Origin of the sequence: Actinomadura physcomitrii (assembly GCF_008923205.2) — a bacterium.
GTDB classification, from domain to species: domain Bacteria; phylum Actinomycetota; class Actinomycetes; order Streptosporangiales; family Streptosporangiaceae; genus Spirillospora; species Spirillospora physcomitrii.
The window spans coordinates 155,250-175,575 of record NZ_WBMS02000011.1 but is presented as its reverse complement, the minus strand read 5'-3'; the positions used below and the strand labels follow the sequence as shown (position 1 = coordinate 175,575).

Here is a 20,326-nt window from a genome sequence, read left to right as displayed (position 1 = left end):
GTTTGGTGGGCTGATCTGATCGCGGGCCTGGGCGGTGCTTGCCGTGGTGGCTTCGTCGACGGCATCGAGACGGATGGGACACAGCTCTGCGGCCACCAATTCGGCCGTGCCCATCGGGCGGGCGCCGCGGCGTCGGGTATCCACCCGTCCGGGCCCGGCCGGACCGATTGCGCGCCCGTTCCAGCGCATCGGTGGCCGCGTGGAACGCTGCCGCCGCCGAGACGTACTGTCCGAAGCGGAGCTGAGTGATGGCCAATGCTATGCACGCCTTGCCGCTCTCGCGGTGGGTGCCGAGTTCGGACCCCGCACCGAGGACGCCGCCGACAGCGACGAGGGTCCGGGCAGGGCCCGGCCCGGCGCGGTCGGTCATGATGCCGGCCTGGCCGATTATGGCCTCCGCCTGCGCGTGGAGCGCGGCGGCGTCCTCCAGCGATCGCGCGCCCGCGTCGAGGTCGAAGCGGCAGCCGAGGTGCTGGAGACGGACCGCCTCGGCGCGCAACACGAGGTCGTCGTCAAGGCTCAGGTGCAGAACCGATAGAGAGCGGCCCATCCGGCCGCCAACGCCTACCGTGCCCCTGTTTCCCTCAGTCACTCCCCCACCGAACCGGCCGATCTCGAAGCGCCGCCGCTCCGAGATCGGCCCCTGCGCCCGCGTTCAGACCCGGTCGAGTGCTCCCCCTTGATCCGCTGAAGCAACCGTCCGAACTGGTCACCGTCCACTGTCAGCCGCCCGCCATCGGGATCCTTGGAATCCCTGATGGCGACACCGCTCGTCACTCCGGCCACTTCAACGCACGCCTCATCGTTGATCGCCCCGCTCCGGGAACTCTTCCGCCAATTGATCTCCACTCGCCACCTCCACCAACTCAGCGGTGCGGGTTCGGGAAGCGTCCTCTGATAGGGCTTTGAACCCGATTCGCTCGTAATCTACGGCGAGTTCCTGTACCTCCGCTGCATCCTCGATCAGCCGCCCGCCCCGTCGAGCGCCGACGTAAGCGACTTGACGGTTCTTCACGGTAATGAGACGGAATGGACCGTTAATCCCCAGGTGCGCACCGGCCGGCTTGAGGATCAGCCGTACCGACACGTAGGGCAGTTTCAGGTCGACATGCCTTTTGTAGGCGGCCGTCGTGCTCCGCGTACGACGGTCGGCGAGGCTCCGCACCGGCCTTGACACACCTGGCCGTAATCGGACATGGCTGCGTGTCAACCGGACCACCGGGCAGCCGCACGAGGCCAGCGCACCGACGTACGAGACCTCCCCCTGAAGCGACCGCCTTGACAGGCACTCACCTTACACGGACAGGTCATAAACACCTAGACTTGTGGTCGATCGAGTTCACGACTCGATGAGGAACCGGCAGCGGTCAACCGACCATCCGGCTCGGGCGTCCTACTGTGCCGGGAAAGTCGGGTTTATGAGGGGGCTCACTGATGAATGAGCAGCCACGCGCCCTGTTGCGGAACGTACTAGGCAAATGGCGCGACGACCTGATCGATCTCAGCGGCCGGAACCGGCTGCTGAACTTTCGGCCCACGCGCACGGCCACGCTGGAGATCCGATCCCCGCTGGCCGGTCCGCTGCTCGTCGATCTCGACTCGGGCCTGCGGTTCGCCGAACTCCCGGAGGACGAAGAAGACGACGAGGGCCCGGCCGACCTTGCGGATGCCGACGGGATCGTCACGCAGAAGACCACCCGGGCTTCGCTCGACGCGTCACTCCGCACGCTCTACCGGGACTCCAACCATGTGTTCAACGACACCGGCTTGTGGACGCTACAACTCGGCGTGGCTTTCCTCAGATGGCGCGAGCCGGGTGCGGAGAGCTTCAGCCGGGCGCCGCTGCTGCTCGTCCCGGTGCGGCTCGACCGCCTCGGGCCCGGTCTGTTCAGGCTGATCATCGAGCAGAGCGAGGACCCCGCCCCCAATCCGGCGCTTGCCGTCAAGATGGGGCAGCTCGGCGTCGACTGGCCTGACCCCGACAGCATGAAGGACCTTCTCAGCACCCTCTCCGCCGTCCGGGCCGCCGTCGCGGACCACCCGGACTGGGAGGTCAACGAGGACGTCGTGCTCGCGACGTTCCGCTCCCACAAGGAGGCGATGTACCGGGACCTGCTCGATCACGAGGACCAGATCCTGGCCCATCCTCTCGTCCAGGCCATCGGGCTCGGCGAAGCCGCGCACCTGCCCGAAGACGCGCTGTACTTCGATCCCCTCGACACCGAAAGGATCGACGAACTCCAGCCCCCCGAGTTGACGCCGCTCGTCCTGGACGCCGACTCGTCGCAACGCCAGTGTGTCGCGGCGGCGCTCGACGGGCGGTCGTTCATCATGGACGGACCGCCCGGCACCGGCAAGAGCCAGACCATCGCCAACATGATCGCGGCGCTCATGTACAAGGGCCGCAGCGTTCTGTTCGTCAGTGAGAAGGCCGCCGCACTGGACGTGGTCCGCAACCGCCTCGAGAAGGTGGGACTCGGAGCGTTCATCCTGGCGCTGCACAGCCACCACGCGAGCCGCAAAGAGGTCGCGAAGACGTTGGGAGAGGCTCTCTCGCAGCGCCCCAAAGCCGTCCCCACCGAAGCAGAGGAAGACCGGCAGCGTCTCCTGCGCACGCGGCGGGAGCTGTCGGCGTACGCGGCGGCGATGAACGAAACGCGACCGCCGCTGGGCCTCACCCTCCACGAGGTGATCGGGCGACTGAGCGCGCTCGCCGACGCGCCACCGCTGCCGACCGCGCTGCCGGACGGCCTGACCGCCGAGGGACTCCAGGACATCCGCGACGCGGCGGCAAGGCTGGGCGACTCGTGGCGGCCCGTGGCCGAAGGACCCGACTTCGCGTGGCGGGGCCTCACAGGAAGCGGGCAACCGCAGCCGCGCCTCCAACTGCTCCGGGAACGCGCCGAGACGCTCGGGCGCCGCCTCGCCGCGCACGCCGACCTCACCGTGCCCTTGGGCCTCACCGACCTAGGCGCCGCTGAGCGGCTGCTCGCCCTACTCGACAGCACGGCCGGCCGTCCCGACGTCCCGGAGGTCTGGCTCACCGCCCCCGATCTCGCGGCGCTGCGGACCGAGGTCACCGAGTTCACCGTGTGCCTCGGCGACCTGCGGGCCGCGATCGGCGCCGTAGCCGACGACGTCGGTGACAATTGGGACGACCTGCCCCCCGGACTCCCCACCGCACCGACCGCTGCGGAGAACGCCCTCGCCGAACTGCCGGTCGAAGGACTCGACCTGTCCGCCCTCACCGAGGAGCGGCTTCGCGGACTGGCCGCTCACTTCCACGAGATGGCGCTGCTGCTTCGCGAGGTCCAGGCATCCTTGGCGGACATCGCCGCCGTTTACGGTATGCCCACCCCTGAGACCACGGAGCAAGCACTCGGGCTGTACAGGCTGACCGAATTCGCGCGGCGGCAGGCCCGTCCAGACGCGGCATGGCTGACCCACGATGGCAGAGCCGCCGCAGCCCGCGCCGCCGCCGAACTCGAACACCACGTCACCGCGCTCGTCCAGGCCAGGGCCGCAGCCGGCCAGGTGTTCACCGAGGACATCCTTAACATCCCGGACTTCCCCGCCCTCGTCCGCCGATTTGGTGAAGCCCATGGGATCGCCAGACTCTCCGGCTCCCACCGCGGCGACAGACGGCTCCTGGCCGCAGCGACCGTCACCGGCGAGTGGAGCAAGGAAGCCTCCGCACGGCTTCCGCAGGCACTGGCATGGTACGAGGCCGCGATGGCCCTGCGTCACGCATCCGCCTCGAGCGGCAGGTTGCTCGGACGTTACTGGCAAGGCGAACGCACCGACTTCACCCTCATTCGCGCACTTCTGGACGACGCCGCGGAGATCTGCCGCCTCACCGGCGCGGTGCGCGCTCCGGCAGCCCTCGCCGGCCAGGTCAGTGCCGACGGCAGTCCCGAAGCCGGAGTCTGGGCCGCCGCCGACCGGATCCACGAGCGGCTCGACCGGTGGCGGCGAACGCTCGTCCCGGGTCCCGAGCCAGGTGGACGCCCGCGGCTGGTGCACGGCCCCCTGCCGGACGCCGCCGCCTGGTACGAGGCTCATCTTCAGCCGCTGGCCGACGCCGCGCATCTGATCGCCGTCGTGCAGCCGGTACTCGCAGCGACGACGCCGCTGACTCTCGCGGAGACCCGCCGCATCACCGCACAAGTCGAGGAGGTCCGTGCCGGGCGGAAAGCCTTCCTCGACCAGAGAGTTCAGGACGAGCAACTGCTCGGCCCCCTCTATCGCGGGCTGGACACGGACGCGGACGCCCTCACCATCGCGCTCAACTGGGTCACCGGCATCCGGGCTCCTGACGAGCCCCTGCCCGAGCAGGCTGCCCGTGCCCTCCTCGCGGCCCGCCCGGACGAGGACCTGCGCGCGACGTGGGCGGCGTTCCGCGCTGCCGTCACCGACTTCGTCCAGTTGTTCGACGACAGCCGCCGCGCCGACCTGCACTCCCGGCTCACCGGCGCCACCCCCGCCTTCGACGAACTCACCGGCCGGCTCGCCGCGGACCGATCCGGCCCCGACGAGTGGCGATCCTTCCGCGACGCCCAGAAGGCACTGCGCCGATATGGGCTTGACGGGCTGATCGGCCGCGCCGCTGAGAAGGGGCTGGACGGCGCGCAGTTCCCGCGGGCCGCCGAACGGGCCGTCCTCGAAGCCTGGACCGAGCAGATCATGGCCGGCGACGCGCGGCTCGCTCCCGTTCGAGCAATCGAGCGGGACAAGCTCGTCGAGCTGTTCCGTGACCTCGACCGCGCGCTGGTCGCCAACGCGCACGCCCAGGTGATCGACGCATGCAACGCGCGCCGTCCCCGGCCCAACATCGGGCAGGCCGCGGTCATCCAACGGGAGGCCGAGAAGAGGAGCCGGCACATGCCCGTGCGGACACTGCTCGACCGGGCCTCTGCCATCGTCCCGCTGGTGAAGCCCTGCTTCATGATGAGCCCGCTGACGGTCAGCCAGTTCCTGCCGGCCGGATACCGCTTCGACGTCGTCATCTTCGATGAAGCGTCGCAGGTGCTCCCGCAGGACGCCGTCAACTGCGTCTACCGCGGCGACTCGCTCATCGTGGCAGGCGACCAGAAGCAGCTGCCGCCGACCGACTTCTTCGCCCAGACCGACGACTCCGGCGACGACGAGTACGACGAGGACGCCCCCGACTCCTTCGACTCGCTTCTCGACATGTGCAAGGGCAGCGGCCTCATCCGCAGCCTGCCGCTGTCCTGGCACTACCGCAGCCGCCACGAAGGACTCATCGCCTTCAGCAACCGCCGGTTCTATGGCAACAGCCTGGTGACCTTTCCCAGCGCCTCCGAGTCCGGCGACGATGTCGGCGTCACGTTCACCAAGGTGCCCGGCGTTTACGAGCGCGGACGCAGCCGCAGCAACCCGATCGAGGCGGACGCCGTTGCCGCACGCGTCCTGCACCACTACCGGACGCGCCCCCACCTGAGCCTAGGCGTGGTGGCGATGTCCGAGGCGCAGGCGCGCGCCATCGAGGACGCCGTGGAACGGGCCCGCACCGGCCACCCCGAACTCGAACGGTTCTTCGCCGAAGACCGCCTCAACGGGTTCTTCGTCAAGAATTTGGAGACCGTCCAAGGCGACGAGCGGGATGTCATCATCATTTCCGTCGGGTACGGGCCCGGTCCCGACGGACGGCTCACCATGGCGTTCGGCCCGCTTAACCGCGAGAACGGCTGGCGGCGGCTCAACGTCGCCGTGACCCGCGCCCGCCACCGCGTCGAGGTCATCTCCTCCATCTCCGGCTCCGACATCCGGGAGGGCGCCAATGCGAGTCGCGACCATTTCAAGAAGTACCTCGACTACGCCGAACACGGCCCTGCCGTCCTGGAGCACGCGCCCATCGTCGGCGACGCGGTGCCCGAGAGCCCGTTCGAGGAGTCGGTGCTCGACGTCCTGGCGGACTGGGGATACGACGTCCAGCCGCAGGTCGGCGTAGGCGGCTACAGGATCGACATGGCAGTGCGCCATCCCGCCCGGCCAGGCCGGTTCGCCCTCGGCATCGAGTGCGACGGCGCCATGTACCACTCGTCCAAGGCCGCGAGGGACCGCGACCGCCTGCGCGAAGAGGTGCTCCGCGGCCTCGGCTGGGAACTTCACCGCATCTGGGGCACCGACTGGTACCGCAACCGTCCCGAAGCGGAGATTCGCCTGCGCGAAGCCGTCGAGACGGCCATCGCCGTGACGTCGGAGCAGCCAGAACCCGGCGATGCGCACGATCCGATCGCGGTGGTTCCCGAATCACCGCAGGCGGAGGAGCCGCCCCGGGTCACCATGGAGTCCATCGACGACGGGCAGAGCCGCGGTTGGGCAGCGCGCTACCGGCGGGCGCATCTCGACGAACATCTCTATTTCTACGAAATGCACGAGCCCGGATCACGCGCCCTGCTCCAGCGGCTCTTCCTCGAGACTCTCGCGGTCGAGGCACCGATTCAGCGCGACGTCCTCTACCGGAGGGTGGCAACGGTCTGGGGCATCGAGCGGCTCGGCTCCCGGATCCGCTCCAACCTCGACGCGGCGCTCGCCGATCTGCTGAGAGACGATTCCGAAGTCGAGCAAGACGGTGACACCCTTACCTTGCGAGGGCATCAGATCGTGCCCCGCGAGCCCGGCGATGGAGTTCTTCGCAAGGTCGCCGAGGTTCCGCCCGCGGAACGGCGACTCGCCCTGCTCAGCGTCATCCGTGAATCCCCGGGCATGAGCGAGACCGAATTGACCGTTCACACCGCCCGCTTCTTCGGCTGGAACCGGCGTGGTTCCGACATCGCGCGCGCATTCCACCAGGATCTGCTGACGCTCCAGGGAGAAGGTCTGATCGGCGGTCTACCTGACCGCATCGTCCTGCGCTGATCGGCCTGCGAGGAGGCTGGCGCGGCATCTGGCGGTCGGAAGCTGATCTGACGGTGGCCGCGGCCGCCCCGATGGCCAAGGCGCGCAAAGGATCCTCGGGAGCCGGTGGCCGCCTTGTCTTCAGCTGCGCAGCGATGATTCGCCGATGGGGGTGTTCTGTGCCGCTGCGAGCCACCACCGTCCGGCGCGTTCTACCAGGACGTACAGTGCCATCTCGGAGAATCCGCCGGCGTCGGATGCCCGTCGGCGGATGTGCGTCACCACCACGCCGGGTGCGGGGGTGAGCGCGGTGACCACCTCGAACCGTGACGATGGTGCGGCGTTCGCCGCCATGAGGCGCCGGTGGATGGCCAGTTCGGTGTAGCCGGCCACGGTGGCTCCGTAGGGGCTGCCCCACAGCACGTCTGCCGCGAAGGCGGAGTCGTAGAGGTCGGCGTCGCCGGCCTCTCCGGCCCGCTGCAATATCGCGGCGAAGTCGGCCGCCACCGCCTGCGCGCTCACAGGCTGCTAGTGGTCGCTCAGGGCGGGTCGCGTCGTCATGGTTCGTCCATCCGTTGCTCGGCCCGGCGGGTCATCCGGGCGGGGTCTGGGGGGTGAGGATCACCAGGGGCAGTTCGCGTGCTGATTCCTCTTGGTACTTGGCGTATTGGGGGAACAGCTCGGTCACGATCCGCCACAGCCGGGGCTTCTCCTCGGCGGTGGCGGTGCGGGCGGTCGCGCTGACGTGGTCCGGTCCGACCTGCAGCGACACCGCCGGGGTGGCGGTGAGGTTGAGGTACCAGGCCGGGTGGCGGTCCGCGCCGCCGTTGGAGGCCACCAGCAGGTAGCGGTCCCGGTCGCGGCCACAGATCAGCGCGGTGCGGCGGAGTTTGCCGGTCCTGCGGCCGCGGGTGGTGAGCAGCAGCGTTGGCCAGCCCTGGTAGAGGTGGCCCTCGACGCCGCCGGTGTCGAGGTAGGCGCGGATGTGATCGGCGACCCACGGGGTCGGGCTGTCGAAGACCTCGTTCTCGGGCGCCGTCGTCTTTCGGTCCGGGTCGGCGCGCCCACCCGTGCTCGCTGGTGTCATCGCGGCATCTCCTTCAGCTTCTTGATAGTTCAGTTCCTTAAGTTCTTGTTCCCGGAGCATAGCAGTTACTTCAGGAGCTCAACAGTTCAGGTGCTCAAACGGTGGCTATGCTGGTCGCATGCACCCCGAGCCCGACCCCTGTGCCGGTACCGACGCGAATGCGGTCGCGGCCGAGCTGAGCGGCCTGGTGTTCGAGGTCACCGGGCGGCTGCGCGCGCAGTTCAACGCCGCCGCGGCGGCGCTCGGCCTTCCCCCGGCCCAGGCGCTCGTCCTGACCAACCTGTCCGGCCCCGCCCCGATGCGCCGGCTGGCCGACTGGCTGTCGTGCGAGCCGTCGAACGTCACCGGCATCGTCGACGGCCTGGAGCGCCGCGGCCTGGTGACCCGCCGGCCGGCTCCGGGCGACCGCCGCGTCAAGCACGTGGTGCTCACCGAAGCCGGCGAACGCAAACGCCGGCAGTTGCGCTCCAGCGCCCACGCGCTGGCCTCGACCTTCTTCGAACTCCCCGGCCCCGACCAGCGGCACCTCCGTGACCTGCTGGCACGCGTCCTGGCCGGCCCGTCGGCGAGCACGGACGCCGCATCCGGCTGAGACGCCGAAGCGGCGCTCCCGCCCGCCTCGGCCGGGCGAGACCCGCTGGTCCGGGCAGCTCGCGGCGACCGGGCGCGGGGTGGTCAGTTGGTCCAGGTGGTGGGGCCGCCGCCGGGGGCGGTGCCTACGGCGACCATGCCGCCGCCGCTGCCGGGGACGGACGTGTAGTCGAAGCCGCCCCGGTGGCGGGAGCCTGTGCCGGTGCTCGCGGGCATCGGGTCCTGCTGCCAGGTGGTGCCGTCGAAGCGGTAGAAGGCGCCGCCGGGCTTGTCGGGGGCGCCGGCGGCCCAGAGGGAGCCGTCATCACCGATGCGGTAGCCGTGGACGGCGGACGGTGCGGCCGGCATCGCCGTCCAGCCGCCGGAGGTCCGGCGCATCAGTTCCGACCCTCCCGGGGAGGCCAGCCACACGCCCGCCGGACCGGCCGCGGCGACCTCGTTGTAGTTCTCCGGGACGTCGGCCTCGGTCCACTCGGTGCCGTCCCAGTGCAGGACGGTGTAGCGGAAGGGAAGCACGGAGGCCGACGCCCAGATGTCGGTGGGGCTCACGGCGTAGACCTGGGACACGTAGGCGCGGGTGCCCAGCGCGGACGGCTCGTAAGTGGTCCACGTGCCGTTCTGCCACCGGGCCAGGCAGCCGTTGCTCACCCAGACGCCGTCGGCGACGGCCTCGACCTGGAGGGACGTCGAGTTCTTGCAGGCGTCGGGCGGCGTCACCTGCGTCCACCGGGAGCCGTCCCAGCGGGCGAGGTAGCCCGCCTCGCCGTTGCGGCCGGAGAGCCAGACGTTGCCCGGCGCGGAGGCGTCGAGGTCGACGGGTTCGAGGTTCCAGGCGCCGGGAGGGTTGTGGTTCTCCCACGAGGAGCCGTTCCATTTGCGGACGACCGCGTTGGAGCTGCAGACCGAGCCGGCTCCCATCATGGGCCACGACCAGTCCACGCAGGCGTAGCCCTCGAACCCGGCCGCCCAGATGTCGCCGGGGCCGGCCGCGGCCACCCGGTTCAGTCCGCTCTCGGGCCACAGGCCCTGCGGCGCGTCCGCCGTCCGCCAGGGGCGCTCGGCGGCGCCCGCGGGCGCCGCCAGCCCCGCGACCAGCGCGGCGACCGCCCCGACCAGCCATGCACGTCTCATGCCGGAATTGTGGCGGGCGGCATGGTCGCGGCGCTTGTGCCTACCGTGACAGTAAATGCTGGCAAGTTTGAGCGGCGCGCGCAAAGCCGGGATCAGGAGGTGCGGGCCCGAGGGCGGGGCGACAGGGCGGAGCGCAGGACGCCGCCGAGGCCCTTGGCGGACGCGGCGAGGAACGTCGTCCAGTCGAAGTAGTCGCGCCACAGGGTGATGCGGTCGTCGTGGACCTCGAAGGTGCCGCACACCCAGAACTCGGCCCGCCACGAGCCCGCCTCGAGGACGTCCGTGCGCTCGGTGAGGACGACCGGGCCGTTCGCGGCGATGTTGTGCACGCGGGCCTCGAAGCCGGTGCCGTAGCGGGTCATGGCGCGCAGCGTCTTCTCGACGGCGGGCAGTCCGCGGGCGGGCGGCAGCGGGACGTTCTGGTAGACCATGCCCGGGGCGGCGTGGGTGAGGGCCCGGTCGACGTCGAGGGCCTCGAGGGCGGAGAGGAACTCGCGGACGATCTGGATCTCGGTCATGGACGATTACGGTACTTGAGGGAGTACGCCACAATCAGGGCCATGCTGTTCGCGGTTCTGGGGCCCGTCGAGGCCCGTGGCGGCGCGGGGCCGGTGGCGGTGGGCGGCCCGCGCGTGCGGGCGCTGCTGGCGATGCTGGCCCTGGACGCGGGACGCGTCGTGACCAGCGAGCGGCTGATCGACGGCCTCTACGGGGAGGAGCCGCCGGCCGGGGCGGCGAACGCGCTGCAGTCGCAGGTGTCGCGGCTGCGCCGGGGGCTGGGCGACGCGGGACTGGTCGAGGGGCATCCCGCCGGGTACCGGCTGCTCGCCGAGCGGGACGCGGTCGACGCGCACCGGTTCGAGGAGCTGGCCCGGGACGGAAGGCGCGCCCTCGCGGCGGGCGACCACGCGCGGGCGGCGGCGCTGCTGCGGGACGCGCTGGAGCTGTGGCGGGGGCCGGCGCTGGCGGACGTGCGGTCGGCGCCGTTCGCCGAGCCGCGGGCGGCGCGGCTGGAGGAGGCGCGGGCGGCGGTCGCCGAAGACCACGCGGAGGCGCGGCTCGCGCTCGGCGAGTGCGACGCGGTGATCCCGGAGCTGCGCGACCTGCTGGACGCCCGGCCGCTGCGGGAGCGCGCGCGGGCGCTGCTGATGCGGGCGCTGCACGGGGCCGGGCGGCAGGCGGAGGCGCTGGAGGCGTTCGAGGACGGCCGGCGCGTCCTCGCCGACGAGCTGGGCGCCGACCCGTCGCCGGAGCTGGCGGACGTCCACATGGCGATCCTGCGCGGCGACCTGGAGGCGCCGAAGGCGCAGGAGCGGGCGGAGGGCGTCCGGCTGAACCTGCCGGCGCAGCTCACCAGCTTCGTCGGCCGCGACGAGGAGGTCCGCCGGGTCGGGACGATGCTGGCCGAGGGCCGGCTCGTGACGCTGCTCGGGCCGGGCGGCGCGGGCAAGACGCGGCTGGCGGTCGAGGCGGCGGCACGCGAGGACGGCGAGGTCTGCTTCGTCGACCTCGCGCCCGTCGAGCGGGCCGAGGTGACCAAGGCGGTGCTCGGGGCGCTCGGGCTGCGCGGGAGCGCGATGATGGCGGGCCCCGGCGAGCAGCCGGCGGACCCGGCGGAACGGCTGGTCACGGCGCTGGCCGGGCGGCGGATGCTGCTCGTCCTGGACAACTGCGAGCACGTCGTCGCGACCGTCGCGCCGCTGGCGCACCGGCTGCTGAGCGCCTGCCCGCACCTGCGGGTGCTGGCCACCAGCCGCGAGGCGCTCGCCATCACCGGGGAGGCGCTGTGGCCGCTGCCGCCGCTGGCGCTGCCTCCCGAGGGCGCGCCCGCCGCCGACCTCACCGCGTATCCGGCGGTGCGGCTGTTCGCCGACCGGGCCGCGGCGGTCCGTCCGGACTTCGCGGTCGACGAGGGCAACGCCAGCGCGGTATTGCGGATCTGCGGCGCGCTCGACGGGCTGCCGCTGGCGATCGAGCTGGCGGCGGCGCGGCTGCGGTCGCTGCCGGTGGAGCAGGTCGCGAACCGGCTGGACGACCGGTTCCGGCTGCTGTCGCGCGGCAACCGGACGGCCGCGCCCCGGCACCAGACGCTGCGGGCCGTCGTCGAGTGGAGCTGGGAGCTGCTCGACGAGGCGGAGCAGACGCTCGCGCGGCGGCTGACGGTGTTCTCCGGCGGGCTGACGCTGGAGGCGGCCGAGCGGGTCTGCGACCTCGACGACGCCGACGAGCTGCTCGTCGAGCTGGCCGACAAGTCGCTGCTGCAGAGCGACGGGACCCGGTACCGGATGCTCGACACCGTCCGGGCGTTCTGCGCCGAGCGGCTCGCGGAGGCCGGCGAGGACGAGCGGTTCCAGCGGGCGCACGCCGCGTACTTCCTCGACCTGGCGCGGCGCGCCGAGCCGCACCTGCGGGGCGCGGAGCAGCTCGAATGGCTCGCGCTGCTGGCCGCCGAGCACGGCAACCTGCACGCGGCGCTGCGCCGCGCCGTCCGGCTCGACACGGTGCTCGCGCTGCGGATGGTCGCGGCGCTGTCGTGGTACTGGTGGCTGCGCGGGCGGATCGAGGGCGCGTCGATCGCGGCCGAGCTGCTGGACGTCGTGGGCCTCGACCCGCCGGAGGGGTGCGAGGAGGAGTACGTCCTGTGCGTGATGAACGCGGTGTCGGGGGGCGTGACGGGCGACCGCGCGCAGGTCTGGCTGGACCGCGCGGAGACGCTGCTGCACGGCATCCGGCGGGAGCTGACGTACCCGTCCACGATCGTGCAGTACGCGCTCGCGGCGGGGCCGAGCCGCACGCAGTTCGCGGTGTTCTCGGTGCACGTCGGCAAGGACACGTGGGCGCAGGCGCTGCTCCACATGAGCGACGGGTTTCTGCGCCAGTTCAGCGGTGACGCCGACCGGGCCGAGAAGTCGTGCACCGCGGCGGTCGCGAAGTTCCGGGAGTGCGGCGACCGGTGGGGCACCGCGAACTCCCTCGACCCGCTCGCCCAGATCGCGGACTGGCGCGGCGACCGGGAGCGGGCGCTGGCGCTGCTGGACGAGGCGCTCGAGCTGACCGGGCAGCTCGGCGCCCTGGAGGACACCGCCGACCTGCTGTACCGGCGCGCGGAGGTGCTCGTCCACGCCGGCGAGCCGGACCGCGCCGCCGCCGAGCTGGAGCGGGGCATCGAGCTGGCGCGCCGGGCGGGCGCCCCCGACAAGGTCGCGGGCGGCCACAGCGGCCTCGCGGGGATCGCGCGGCTGCGCGGCGACCTCGCCGAGGCGCGGCGGCTGTACGAGGCGGCGCTGACGGGGTTCGCGTCGGAGCGGTTCATCGCGCGGGCGGTGCGCGGGACCGCGCTTGTCGGGCTCGGCTGGGTCGCGACCGCCGAGGGCGACGCCGCGCGGGCGCGGGAGCTGTTCGGCGAGGCGCTGAGCATCTCGTCCGACCATCCGGTCTTCACCTACCAGGCGGAGGCGGCGGCCGGGCTCGGCGGCGCCGCGCTCGCCGAGGGCGACGCCGAGCGCGCCGCGCGGCTGGCGGGCGTCGCGGCGCTGCTGCGCGGACCGCAGATCCCCGCCGACGCCGACGCCGCCCAGATCGAGGCGGGCGCCCGGGCGGCGCTCGGCGACGCGCGCTACGAGGCCGCCTTCGCCGAGGGCGCCGCCCTCGGCCGCGACGAGGCCCTCGCCATGCTCGACGTGGGCGCGGACCGCATCCCGCCCGACTCCTGGCGGGAGCTGACCGGCGACTGACAGCCCTGCGCACGGCGCCGCGCGGGACGGTCAGCGGACGGTGCGCGCCCCGTCAGCGCGCCCCGCGAACCTTGCGGACATGTACTCCTCAGCCCGCAAATGGGGCACGTTCGCGATCTGCTGCCTGCTCGCCGTCGTGCCGAACATCGACCTGACCGCGCTCAACCAGGCCATCCCGCACCTGAGCGCCGACCTGCACCCCTCCGCCACCCAGATCCTGTGGATCGCCGACGCCTACGGCTTCGCGCTCGCCGGCCTGCTGATCACCATGGGCGGGATCGGCGACCGGATCGGGCACAAGAAGCTGCTGCTCGCGGGCACCGCGCTGTTCGCCGCCGCGTCCAGCGTCACCGCGTACGCGCCGAGCGCCGAACTGCTGATCGCCGCGCGGGCGCTGCTCGGCGTCGCCGGCGCGACCCTGATGCCGTCCGGGCTGTCGCTGATCCGCCGGGTGTTCAGCGACCCCAAGGAGCGCACGATGGCGATCGGGATCTTCAGCGGCATCGGCGGCCTCGCGGTCGGCCTCGGGCCGGTCATCGGCGGCGCGCTGCTCGACCACTTCTGGTGGGGCTCGGTCTTCCTGATCAACGTGCCGATCATGGCGGTGGCGTTCGTCGCCGGCGCGTTCGTGCTGCCCGAGACGCGCACCGCGGTGACCGGGCGGCTGGACCTGGTCGGCGTGCCGCTGTCGATCGCCGGCGTCCTCGGCCTGGTCTACGCGGTGAAGGAGGCGGCGGCGCACGGCGCCGGCGAGCCCCGGGTGGCCGTCGCCGCGGTCATCGGCGCCGTCGCGCTGGCCGCGTTCTGGATCCGGCAGACCCGGACCGCCGAGCCGCTGATCGACGTCCGGCTGTTCCGCCGCGCCGCGTTCTCCGGCTCCGTCGTCACCAACATGTTCGCGATGTTCGCCCTGGTCGCCCAGTCGCTGATCTTCTCGCTGTTCTTCCAGCTCGCGCTCGGCTGGTCGCCGCTGAAGGCGGGCCTCGCCGGGCTGCCCGGCGCCGCGGGCGCCATGGTCGGCGGCGCCGCCCTCGCCCCGCCGCTGATCGGCGCTCTCGGCCGCGCCCGGGTCGTCGCGATCGGCATGCTGGTCGCCGCCGGCGGGTTCTCCCTGTTCATCACGGTCGGCCTGGACACCTCCTACTGGGTGATGGTCGCCGGGATGCTGATGTCCGGCTGCGGGATGGGGATGGCCCTGACCACCACGGCCGACACCGTCCTCGCGTCGGTCCCGAAGGACCGCTCCGGCGCCGCGTCCGCGATCTCCGAGACGGCCACCGAGCTCGGCGGCGCGCTCGGCATGGCGATCCTCGGCAGCGTCCTGAACGCCGTCTACCGCGACGCGCTGCACCTGCCGGCGAACGTCCCCGCCCCCGCCGCGTCCGCCGCCCGCGACTCCCTCGCCGGCGCCGTCGAGGCCGCGTCCGCCCTGCCCGCCAAGGTCGCCGGCCCGCTGCTCGGCGCCGCCCGCGACGCCTTCGTGGACGGCATGCACGGCGCCCTGCTGTGCAGCGCGGGCCTCGCCGCCCTGGTCGCCGTCCTCGCCCTCGTCACGCTCCGCTCCGTCCCCAAGGTGATCCCGGAGACCACCGACGACACCCCCGACGGCGCCCCGGTGCCCGCCGGCAAGTAGCCCGTCCCGGCCAGGCCCGGTCCCGCTCCAGGGGCCGGGCGTCGCCGTTGGAAAAAGTGATATCACTTTGCTATGTTGGTGCTAACCGAGGAAGAGGTGGACGGCATGGTGGAGCCGGCGCAGGTGGAGATGCCGCGGCCGCGGGTCGAGGAGCGGCCCGCGCGCGACCGGAGCGGGTGGCCGATGCTCGGGATGGCCGCGGTCGTGCTGATCGCGGGGATCGCGGTGCTCGTCGCCGGGCTCGCCGGGAGCGGCGCGGCGTCGGCGGCCGGGGTCGTCATCGGCATCCTGCTGATCATCGCCGGGCTGGTGACCGCGATCGGGCTGACGGCGGTCGCGCCGGGCGAGGCGCGGGTGCTGCAGCTGCTCGGGCGGTACAAGGGGACGGTCCGCGAGGACGGGCTGCGGTGGGTGAACCCGCTGACCGACCGGCGCAAGGTGTCGACCCGGATCCGCAACCACGAGACCGGCCTCGCGAAGGTCAACGACCTGGACGGCAACCCGATCGAGATCTCGGCGGTCGTCGTCTGGCAGGTACGCGACACCGCACGGGCGGTGTTCGAGGTGGACGACTTCGTCGAGTTCGTCGCGTTCCAGACCGAGGCGGCCGTCCGGCACATCGCGGGCAGCTTCCCTTACGACGCCGCCGGGCGGACCTCGCTGCGCGACAACGCCGACGAGATCACCGGGCAGCTGTCGGAGGAGCTGCGGCAGCGCGTCGCCTCGGCGGGCGTGGACATCGTCGAGTCGCGGATCACCCGGCTGGCGTACGCGCCGGAGATCGCGCAGGCGATGCTGCGCCGCCAGCAGGCGGGCGCGGTCGTCGCGGCGCGCGAGCGGATCGTGGACGGGGCGGTCGGCATGGTGCAGCGGGCGCTGGACCGGCTGGACGAGGAGGACGTCGTGGAGCTGGACGAGGAGCGCAAGGCGGCGATGGTCAGCAACCTGCTGGTCGTGCTGTGCGCCGACCGGGACGCGCAGCCGGTGGTGAACACCGGCACGCTCTACCAGTGACCGCGAGCAGTGGCCACGGAGCGCAAGAAGATCCTGCTGCGGCTCGACCCGGCCGTGCACGACGCGCTGGCGCGGTGGGCCGGGGACGAGCTGCGCAGCACCAACGCCCAGATCGAGTTCCTGCTGCGGCAGGCGCTGGCCGACGCCGGGCGGATGCCCGGGTCGGCGGGGCGGATGCGGCGGCCCGGCCGGCCCCGCAACGCCCCCGACGAGCAGGGGGCACCGGGCGGGAAGGGGCCGCCGGGCGAGCGCGGCTCGCGGCGGGGCGCAAGCGAGGAGTAGGGATGGTCGAGGTTCCGGAGACGCTGCCGGCGAGGATGTACCTGCTGGCCTATGACCTGCGGAAGAAGCGGATGACGACGCGGGGCGCGCGGCTCGGGTACGTGCTGCGGGCGGCGGCGCTGACCGAGCTGTTCCTGGACGGGCGGCTCGAGGAGCGGCGGGGCCGGCCGGTGCCGGGCACGCCGGGCGCCGACCCGTACGGGGTGCGGGCGCAGATCGCGGATTCGCGGCCGCGCCCCTGGCACCACTGGGTGCGCAGGGACGCCCGGTCGGCGGTCCGGACGGTGCGCGACGAGCTGGAGCGGGGCGGCTGGATCCGGGTGCGGGGGCGCCGGGTCCTGGGTCTGTTCCCCGCCGAGGAGATCACCGTCCGGGACCCGCGGGTGGTGAAGGACCTGTGGGGCGGCGCGTCGTCGGCACTGCGGGGCCGTCCGGTGGCGCACGTGAACAGCTACGACGCGGCGGCGGTGGCGCTGGCGGCGGCGGGCGAGCTGAGGTCGGTGCTGCCGGGCTCGGAGCGGCGGCGGCACCGGCGGCGGATCGCGGAGCTGACGGCGCGGTCCGGCCCGGCGGCGCCGGCGATGCGCAGGGTCATCCGGGCGCAGCGCGCGGCGATGGCGTCCGCGGGCTCCTGACCCGGACGGCGCGCCGCCCCCGCGCGGGGCGGCACGCCGCGGCGGTCACTCGATGACCAGCTCAACGGGGATGTTGCCGCGGGTGGCGTTGGAGTAGGGGCAGACCTGGTGGGCCTGCTCGACGAGCTCGCGGCCGTTGTCCAGGCCGTCGGGCAGCTCGACGCGCAGGACGACGCTCAGGCCGAAGCCCTTCTCGACATCGCCGCCGATGCCGACCTCGGCGGTGACGGACACGTCGCTGACGTCCGCGCGGGTGGCGCGGGCGACGGCGCCGAGGGCGCTGGCGAAGCAGGCGGCGTACCCGGCGGCGAACAGCTGCTCGGGGTTGGTGCCGTCGCCGCTGCCGCCCATCTCGCGGGGCAGGGCGAGGGCGAGGTCGAGGCGCCCGTCGGAGCTGACGGCGCGCCCGTCGCGCCCGTTGGCGGTGGCCACGGCGGTGTAGTGGGTGTCCATGCCGGTCCCTTCGATCGATTGCACTCAATTCAATTGCACACTTCTAAAGTGGGTCCAGTGCGGAGACCTACAAACTTCCAAGGGTCGAACTTGTAACGGGTCACCACCGCCGGGGCGGGGGCGGGCGCCATAGCGTTCTCGGACATGGACCCCGAACGCGTTGTCTATCCCCTGATGAAATACGTCGTTCTCGGACCCGCGATGCGGGTGGCCTTCCTCCCCAGGGTGAGCGGCCTGCGGAACGTCCCGCGCACGGGGCCGGTGATCCTGGCGGCCAACCACCTGGCGTTCATCGACTCGTTCGTGCTGCCGCTGATCGTGCCCCGCCGGGTCCACTTCCTGGGCAAGCACGAGTACTTCACCGGGACGGGCGTGAAGGGCCAGGCGACCGCGACGTTCTTCCGCGGCGTCGGCGCGATCGCGGTGGACCGCTCGGGCGGGCGGGCCGCGCTCGACGCGCTCGACACCTGCGCGGCCGTGCTGGAGCGCGGCGGCGTCTTCGCGATCCACCCCGAGGGGACCCGGTCGCCGGACGGGCGGCTCTACCGGGGCCGGACGGGCGTGGCGCGCCTCGCGATGCGCACCGGCGCACCGGTCGTCCCGGTGGCGATCAAGGGCACCGACCGGGTGCAGCCGCGCGGGCAGGTCGTCCCGAAGCCGGGCCGGATCGAGGTGCGGATCGGCGCGCCGATGCGGTTCGCGGGCCGCGACGAGGGGATGCCGCGCGGCAAGGTCGCCCGGGTCGTCACCGACGAGATCATGGACGCGATCCAGGCCCTGTCGGGCCAGGAGTACGTGGACGACTACGCGCCCCGCCCCGCCGACACCCCCTGAGGCGCCTGGGCGGGCACGGCACCCGCGGAGGTTTGGGAACCGGGCCCAGGGCACGTGTCAAGGGGACGGACGCCGGAGACGACGGAGACGCGACATGGACATCAGCCTGGACCTCCTGCTCCCCCGGGAGACGGCGAGCGTCCCCGCGACGCGCAAGATCCTCGACGCGTCTTTGCAGGCCCTGGGCGTGGCCGAGAACATCCGCGACGACATCGAGGTGATGCTGACCGAGGCGTGCACGAACGTGATCAAGCACGCCCGGCGCGGCGACGTCTACACGGTGCGGGCCGCGATCCACGACGAGCGCTGCGTGATCAAGGTGATCGACTCGGGCGAGGGGTTCGACGCCGAGCGGATCCTCGAGCCCGACCCGGTCTCCGAGGTCGGCCGCGGCCTGATGATCATGCGGTCGCTGGCGGACGACGTGCGGTTCGACTCCTACCCGCAGGACGGGGCGCTCGTCGCCCTGGAGAAGCACCTCGACTACGCCGCCGGCAGCATCGGCGGCCGGCTCGCCGACACCCGCTCCCCGCAGAGCTGACCGCGGGCGGGACGCCGGCGCCGGCGTCCCGCCCGCCGCCTCACCGCTCGACCCGCAGCACGGCCACCGCGACCAGCAGCGCGGCGGCGGCGAAGCCCGCGCCGGTCGCGAACGCGGCGTCCATGTCGTGCATCAGCGCGGCCGTGCCGGCGTGGCCCGAGCCGAACACCGTCACCATGACCGCCGAGCCCAGCGACCCGCCCGCCCACAGCATCGTCTGCGCGACGCCGGACGCGGCGCCGGAGTCGGCGGGGCCGACGCTGCCGAGGATCGTCGCGTTCAGCGGCATGATCGACAGCCCGCCGCCCGCGCCCATCAGCATGAACGGCCCGAGCACCCCGGCCGCGTACCCGTCGCCCGCCGACAGCCGCGTCAGCCACAGCAGCCCGGCCAGCGCGCACGCCATCCCGGCGACGACCAGGACGCGGGCGCCGAACCGCTGCAGCAGGCGCGGCGCGGCCCGGACCGTCGCGAACTGGAGCCCGACGAACGGCAGGAACGCCGCGCCGGCCGCCAGCGGCCCGTAGCCGAGGACCTGCTGCAGGTAGAGGGTGCAGAAGAAGAACGCGCCGAAGTTCGCCCCCACCAGCAGCAGCTGGCACAGGTAGGACGCGGCGCGGTCGCGCCCGGTGAGCAGCCACAGCGGCATGAGCGGCCGCGCGGTGCGGTGCTCGATGGCGACGAACCCGGCGAGCAGGACGGCGGCGGCGCCGAACGCGGCGAGCGCGCGGCCGTCGCCCCAGCCGTCCGAGCCCACCCGGATCAGGGCGTAGACCAGCGCGGTCATGCCCGCGGTGGCCGCGGCGGCGCCGGCCGCGTCGAAGCGCCCGGGGCGGCGGGGCGTCTCGGCGAGCACGCGCGGGGCGAGCAGCGCCAGCACGATGCCGACCGGCACGTTGACGAAGAAGACCAGCCGCCAGGACGCCGCCTCGGTGAGCACGCCGCCGACGAGCATGCCGACGGCGGCGCCCGCGCCCGTGACGGCGGAGAAGACGCTCAGCGCGCGGGCCCGGGCCTGCCCCTCGAAGTTGGTGGCGATCAGCGACATCGCGCTCGGCGCGGCGACGGCGGCGGCGACGCCCTGCGCGGCGCGCGCGGTGAGCAGCCACCAGCCCGCGTCCGCGAACCCGGCGAGCAGGGACGCGGCGGTGAACAGCACGACGCCGGCGGTGAACGCGCGGCGGCGGCCGAACACGTCCCCGGCGCGCCCGCCGAGCAGCAGCAGGCCGCCGAATGCGAGCATGTAGGAGTTCTGGACCCAGGCGAGCCCCCCGGTCGACAGCCCGAGGCCCGCCCGGACGTCGGGGAGCGCGACGGTGACGACGGAGGTGTCGAGGCCGATCATGAGCTGGCAGCCCACGATGACGGCGAGGACGACACCTGGGCGATGATGGACGCGGGGACCGGCCGGCGGAGCGGTGGGCTCCTGCGGCGCGGCCGTCCGCCCGTGCGGTGCGGAAGGCACGGCGAACCTCCGGAACGAGAAATTAGGGAACGGCGAAGTACACTATGTGGGGAACGTACCACCGA

Annotated in this window: 18 protein-coding genes; 10 read left to right on the top strand and 8 right to left on the bottom strand. The window is 72.8% G+C overall.

Features of this window, described 5'->3' with window-relative positions:
• The first annotated feature begins 283 nt into the window (after positions 1-283).
• Positions 284-538, top strand: coding sequence for a hypothetical protein (locus F8568_RS16340; RefSeq protein ID WP_151594398.1), 255 nt, complete (start codon positions 284-286; stop codon positions 536-538).
• A 50-nt stretch (positions 539-588) separates the two neighbouring features.
• On the opposite strand, the gene F8568_RS16335 is transcribed toward F8568_RS16340, so the two are convergent.
• Positions 589-786 (bottom strand): DUF397 domain-containing protein, encoded by a 198-nt coding sequence (locus tag F8568_RS16335; RefSeq protein ID WP_328600909.1) that lies wholly within the window; start codon positions 784-786, stop codon positions 589-591.
• 13 nt (positions 787-799) lie between these two features.
• Entirely contained in the window at positions 800-1,087 is a 288-nt protein-coding gene (locus tag F8568_RS46810; RefSeq protein ID WP_202125012.1) for a Scr1 family TA system antitoxin-like transcriptional regulator, read from the bottom strand.
• 347 nt (positions 1,088-1,434) lie between these two features.
• Here F8568_RS46810 and F8568_RS16330 point away from each other — a divergent pair, with 347 nt between their 5' ends.
• Positions 1,435-6,882 (top strand): DUF3320 domain-containing protein, encoded by a 5,448-nt coding sequence (locus tag F8568_RS16330; RefSeq protein ID WP_151594396.1) that lies wholly within the window; start codon positions 1,435-1,437, stop codon positions 6,880-6,882.
• 120 nt (positions 6,883-7,002) lie between these two features.
• On the opposite strand, the gene F8568_RS16325 is transcribed toward F8568_RS16330, so the two are convergent.
• Entirely contained in the window at positions 7,003-7,383 is a 381-nt protein-coding gene (locus F8568_RS16325; RefSeq protein ID WP_151594395.1) for a nuclear transport factor 2 family protein, read from the bottom strand.
• Positions 7,384-7,453: 70 nt separating this feature from the next.
• On the bottom strand, positions 7,454-7,948 hold the full coding sequence (locus F8568_RS16320) for a nitroreductase family deazaflavin-dependent oxidoreductase (RefSeq protein WP_151594394.1): 495 nt from the start codon (positions 7,946-7,948) through the stop codon (positions 7,454-7,456).
• 118 nt (positions 7,949-8,066) lie between these two features.
• Here F8568_RS16320 and F8568_RS16315 point away from each other — a divergent pair, with 118 nt between their 5' ends.
• A complete protein-coding gene (locus F8568_RS16315; RefSeq protein WP_151594393.1) occupies positions 8,067-8,540 on the top strand; it encodes a MarR family winged helix-turn-helix transcriptional regulator in 474 nt (157 codons plus the stop codon).
• An 83-nt stretch (positions 8,541-8,623) separates the two neighbouring features.
• Here F8568_RS16315 and F8568_RS16310 read toward each other — a convergent pair whose 3' ends face one another.
• Positions 8,624-9,670, bottom strand: coding sequence for a hypothetical protein (locus tag F8568_RS16310; RefSeq protein ID WP_151594392.1), 1,047 nt, complete (start codon positions 9,668-9,670; stop codon positions 8,624-8,626).
• 92 nt (positions 9,671-9,762) lie between these two features.
• Positions 9,763-10,188 (bottom strand): limonene-1,2-epoxide hydrolase family protein, encoded by a 426-nt coding sequence (locus F8568_RS16305; RefSeq protein WP_151594391.1) that lies wholly within the window; start codon positions 10,186-10,188, stop codon positions 9,763-9,765.
• 42 nt (positions 10,189-10,230) lie between these two features.
• Here F8568_RS16305 and F8568_RS16300 point away from each other — a divergent pair, with 42 nt between their 5' ends.
• From F8568_RS16300 to F8568_RS16280, 5 genes are all read left to right on the top strand, one after another.
• Positions 10,231-13,404, top strand: coding sequence for a BTAD domain-containing putative transcriptional regulator (locus F8568_RS16300; RefSeq protein WP_151594390.1), 3,174 nt, complete (start codon positions 10,231-10,233; stop codon positions 13,402-13,404).
• Between the two features lie 79 nt (positions 13,405-13,483).
• Positions 13,484-15,037, top strand: a complete 1,554-nt coding sequence (locus F8568_RS16295; protein ID WP_151594389.1) for an MFS transporter — start codon at positions 13,484-13,486, stop codon at positions 15,035-15,037.
• A 72-nt stretch (positions 15,038-15,109) separates the two neighbouring features.
• Positions 15,110-16,051 carry an SPFH domain-containing protein gene (locus F8568_RS16290; RefSeq protein ID WP_407924471.1) on the top strand — a complete coding sequence of 314 codons (942 nt, stop codon included), beginning with the start codon at positions 15,110-15,112 and terminating at the stop codon, positions 16,049-16,051.
• Positions 16,052-16,060: 9 nt separating this feature from the next.
• A complete protein-coding gene (locus F8568_RS16285) occupies positions 16,061-16,333 on the top strand; it encodes a hypothetical protein (protein WP_151594388.1) in 273 nt (90 codons plus the stop codon).
• A gap of 2 nt (positions 16,334-16,335) precedes the next feature.
• The gene (locus F8568_RS16280) at positions 16,336-16,968 is read left to right on the top strand and encodes a GOLPH3/VPS74 family protein (protein ID WP_151594387.1); all 633 of its coding nucleotides are present in this window, start codon (positions 16,336-16,338) and stop codon (positions 16,966-16,968) included.
• Between the two features lie 45 nt (positions 16,969-17,013).
• On the opposite strand, the gene F8568_RS16275 is transcribed toward F8568_RS16280, so the two are convergent.
• Positions 17,014-17,421, bottom strand: coding sequence for an organic hydroperoxide resistance protein (locus F8568_RS16275; protein ID WP_151594456.1), 408 nt, complete (start codon positions 17,419-17,421; stop codon positions 17,014-17,016).
• Positions 17,422-17,595: 174 nt separating this feature from the next.
• Between F8568_RS16275 and F8568_RS16270 the strand changes: the two genes are divergently transcribed.
• Positions 17,596-18,255, top strand: a complete 660-nt coding sequence (locus tag F8568_RS16270; RefSeq protein ID WP_236008805.1) for a lysophospholipid acyltransferase family protein — start codon at positions 17,596-17,598, stop codon at positions 18,253-18,255.
• Positions 18,256-18,349: 94 nt separating this feature from the next.
• On the top strand, positions 18,350-18,796 hold the full coding sequence (locus tag F8568_RS16265) for an ATP-binding protein (protein WP_151594385.1): 447 nt from the start codon (positions 18,350-18,352) through the stop codon (positions 18,794-18,796).
• A gap of 40 nt (positions 18,797-18,836) precedes the next feature.
• Here the strand turns inward: F8568_RS16265 and F8568_RS16260 are convergent, their stop codons facing one another.
• Positions 18,837-20,261, bottom strand: coding sequence for an MFS transporter (locus tag F8568_RS16260; protein WP_151594384.1), 1,425 nt, complete (start codon positions 20,259-20,261; stop codon positions 18,837-18,839).
• Positions 20,262-20,326: the final 65 nt, after the last annotated feature.

Bases quoted from the DNA above. Each gene is read 5' to 3' on its own strand.
- F8568_RS16330 (WP_151594396.1), top strand. From the start codon at position 1,435: ATGAATGAGCAGCCACGCGCCCTGTTGCGGAACGTACTAGGCAAATGG.
- F8568_RS16320 (WP_151594394.1), bottom strand. From the start codon at position 7,948: ATGACACCAGCGAGCACGGGTGGGCGCGCCGACCCGGACCGAAAGACG.
- F8568_RS16315 (WP_151594393.1), top strand. From the start codon at position 8,067: ATGCACCCCGAGCCCGACCCCTGTGCCGGTACCGACGCGAATGCGGTC.
- F8568_RS16310 (WP_151594392.1), bottom strand. From the start codon at position 9,670: ATGAGACGTGCATGGCTGGTCGGGGCGGTCGCCGCGCTGGTCGCGGGG.
- F8568_RS16305 (WP_151594391.1), bottom strand. From the start codon at position 10,188: ATGACCGAGATCCAGATCGTCCGCGAGTTCCTCTCCGCCCTCGAGGCC.
- F8568_RS16300 (WP_151594390.1), top strand. From the start codon at position 10,231: ATGCTGTTCGCGGTTCTGGGGCCCGTCGAGGCCCGTGGCGGCGCGGGG.
- F8568_RS16295 (WP_151594389.1), top strand. From the start codon at position 13,484: ATGTACTCCTCAGCCCGCAAATGGGGCACGTTCGCGATCTGCTGCCTG.
- F8568_RS16290 (WP_407924471.1), top strand. From the start codon at position 15,110: ATGTTGGTGCTAACCGAGGAAGAGGTGGACGGCATGGTGGAGCCGGCG.
- F8568_RS16280 (WP_151594387.1), top strand. From the start codon at position 16,336: ATGGTCGAGGTTCCGGAGACGCTGCCGGCGAGGATGTACCTGCTGGCC.
- F8568_RS16275 (WP_151594456.1), bottom strand. From the start codon at position 17,421: ATGGACACCCACTACACCGCCGTGGCCACCGCCAACGGGCGCGACGGG.
- F8568_RS16270 (WP_236008805.1), top strand. From the start codon at position 17,596: ATGAAATACGTCGTTCTCGGACCCGCGATGCGGGTGGCCTTCCTCCCC.
- F8568_RS16265 (WP_151594385.1), top strand. From the start codon at position 18,350: ATGGACATCAGCCTGGACCTCCTGCTCCCCCGGGAGACGGCGAGCGTC.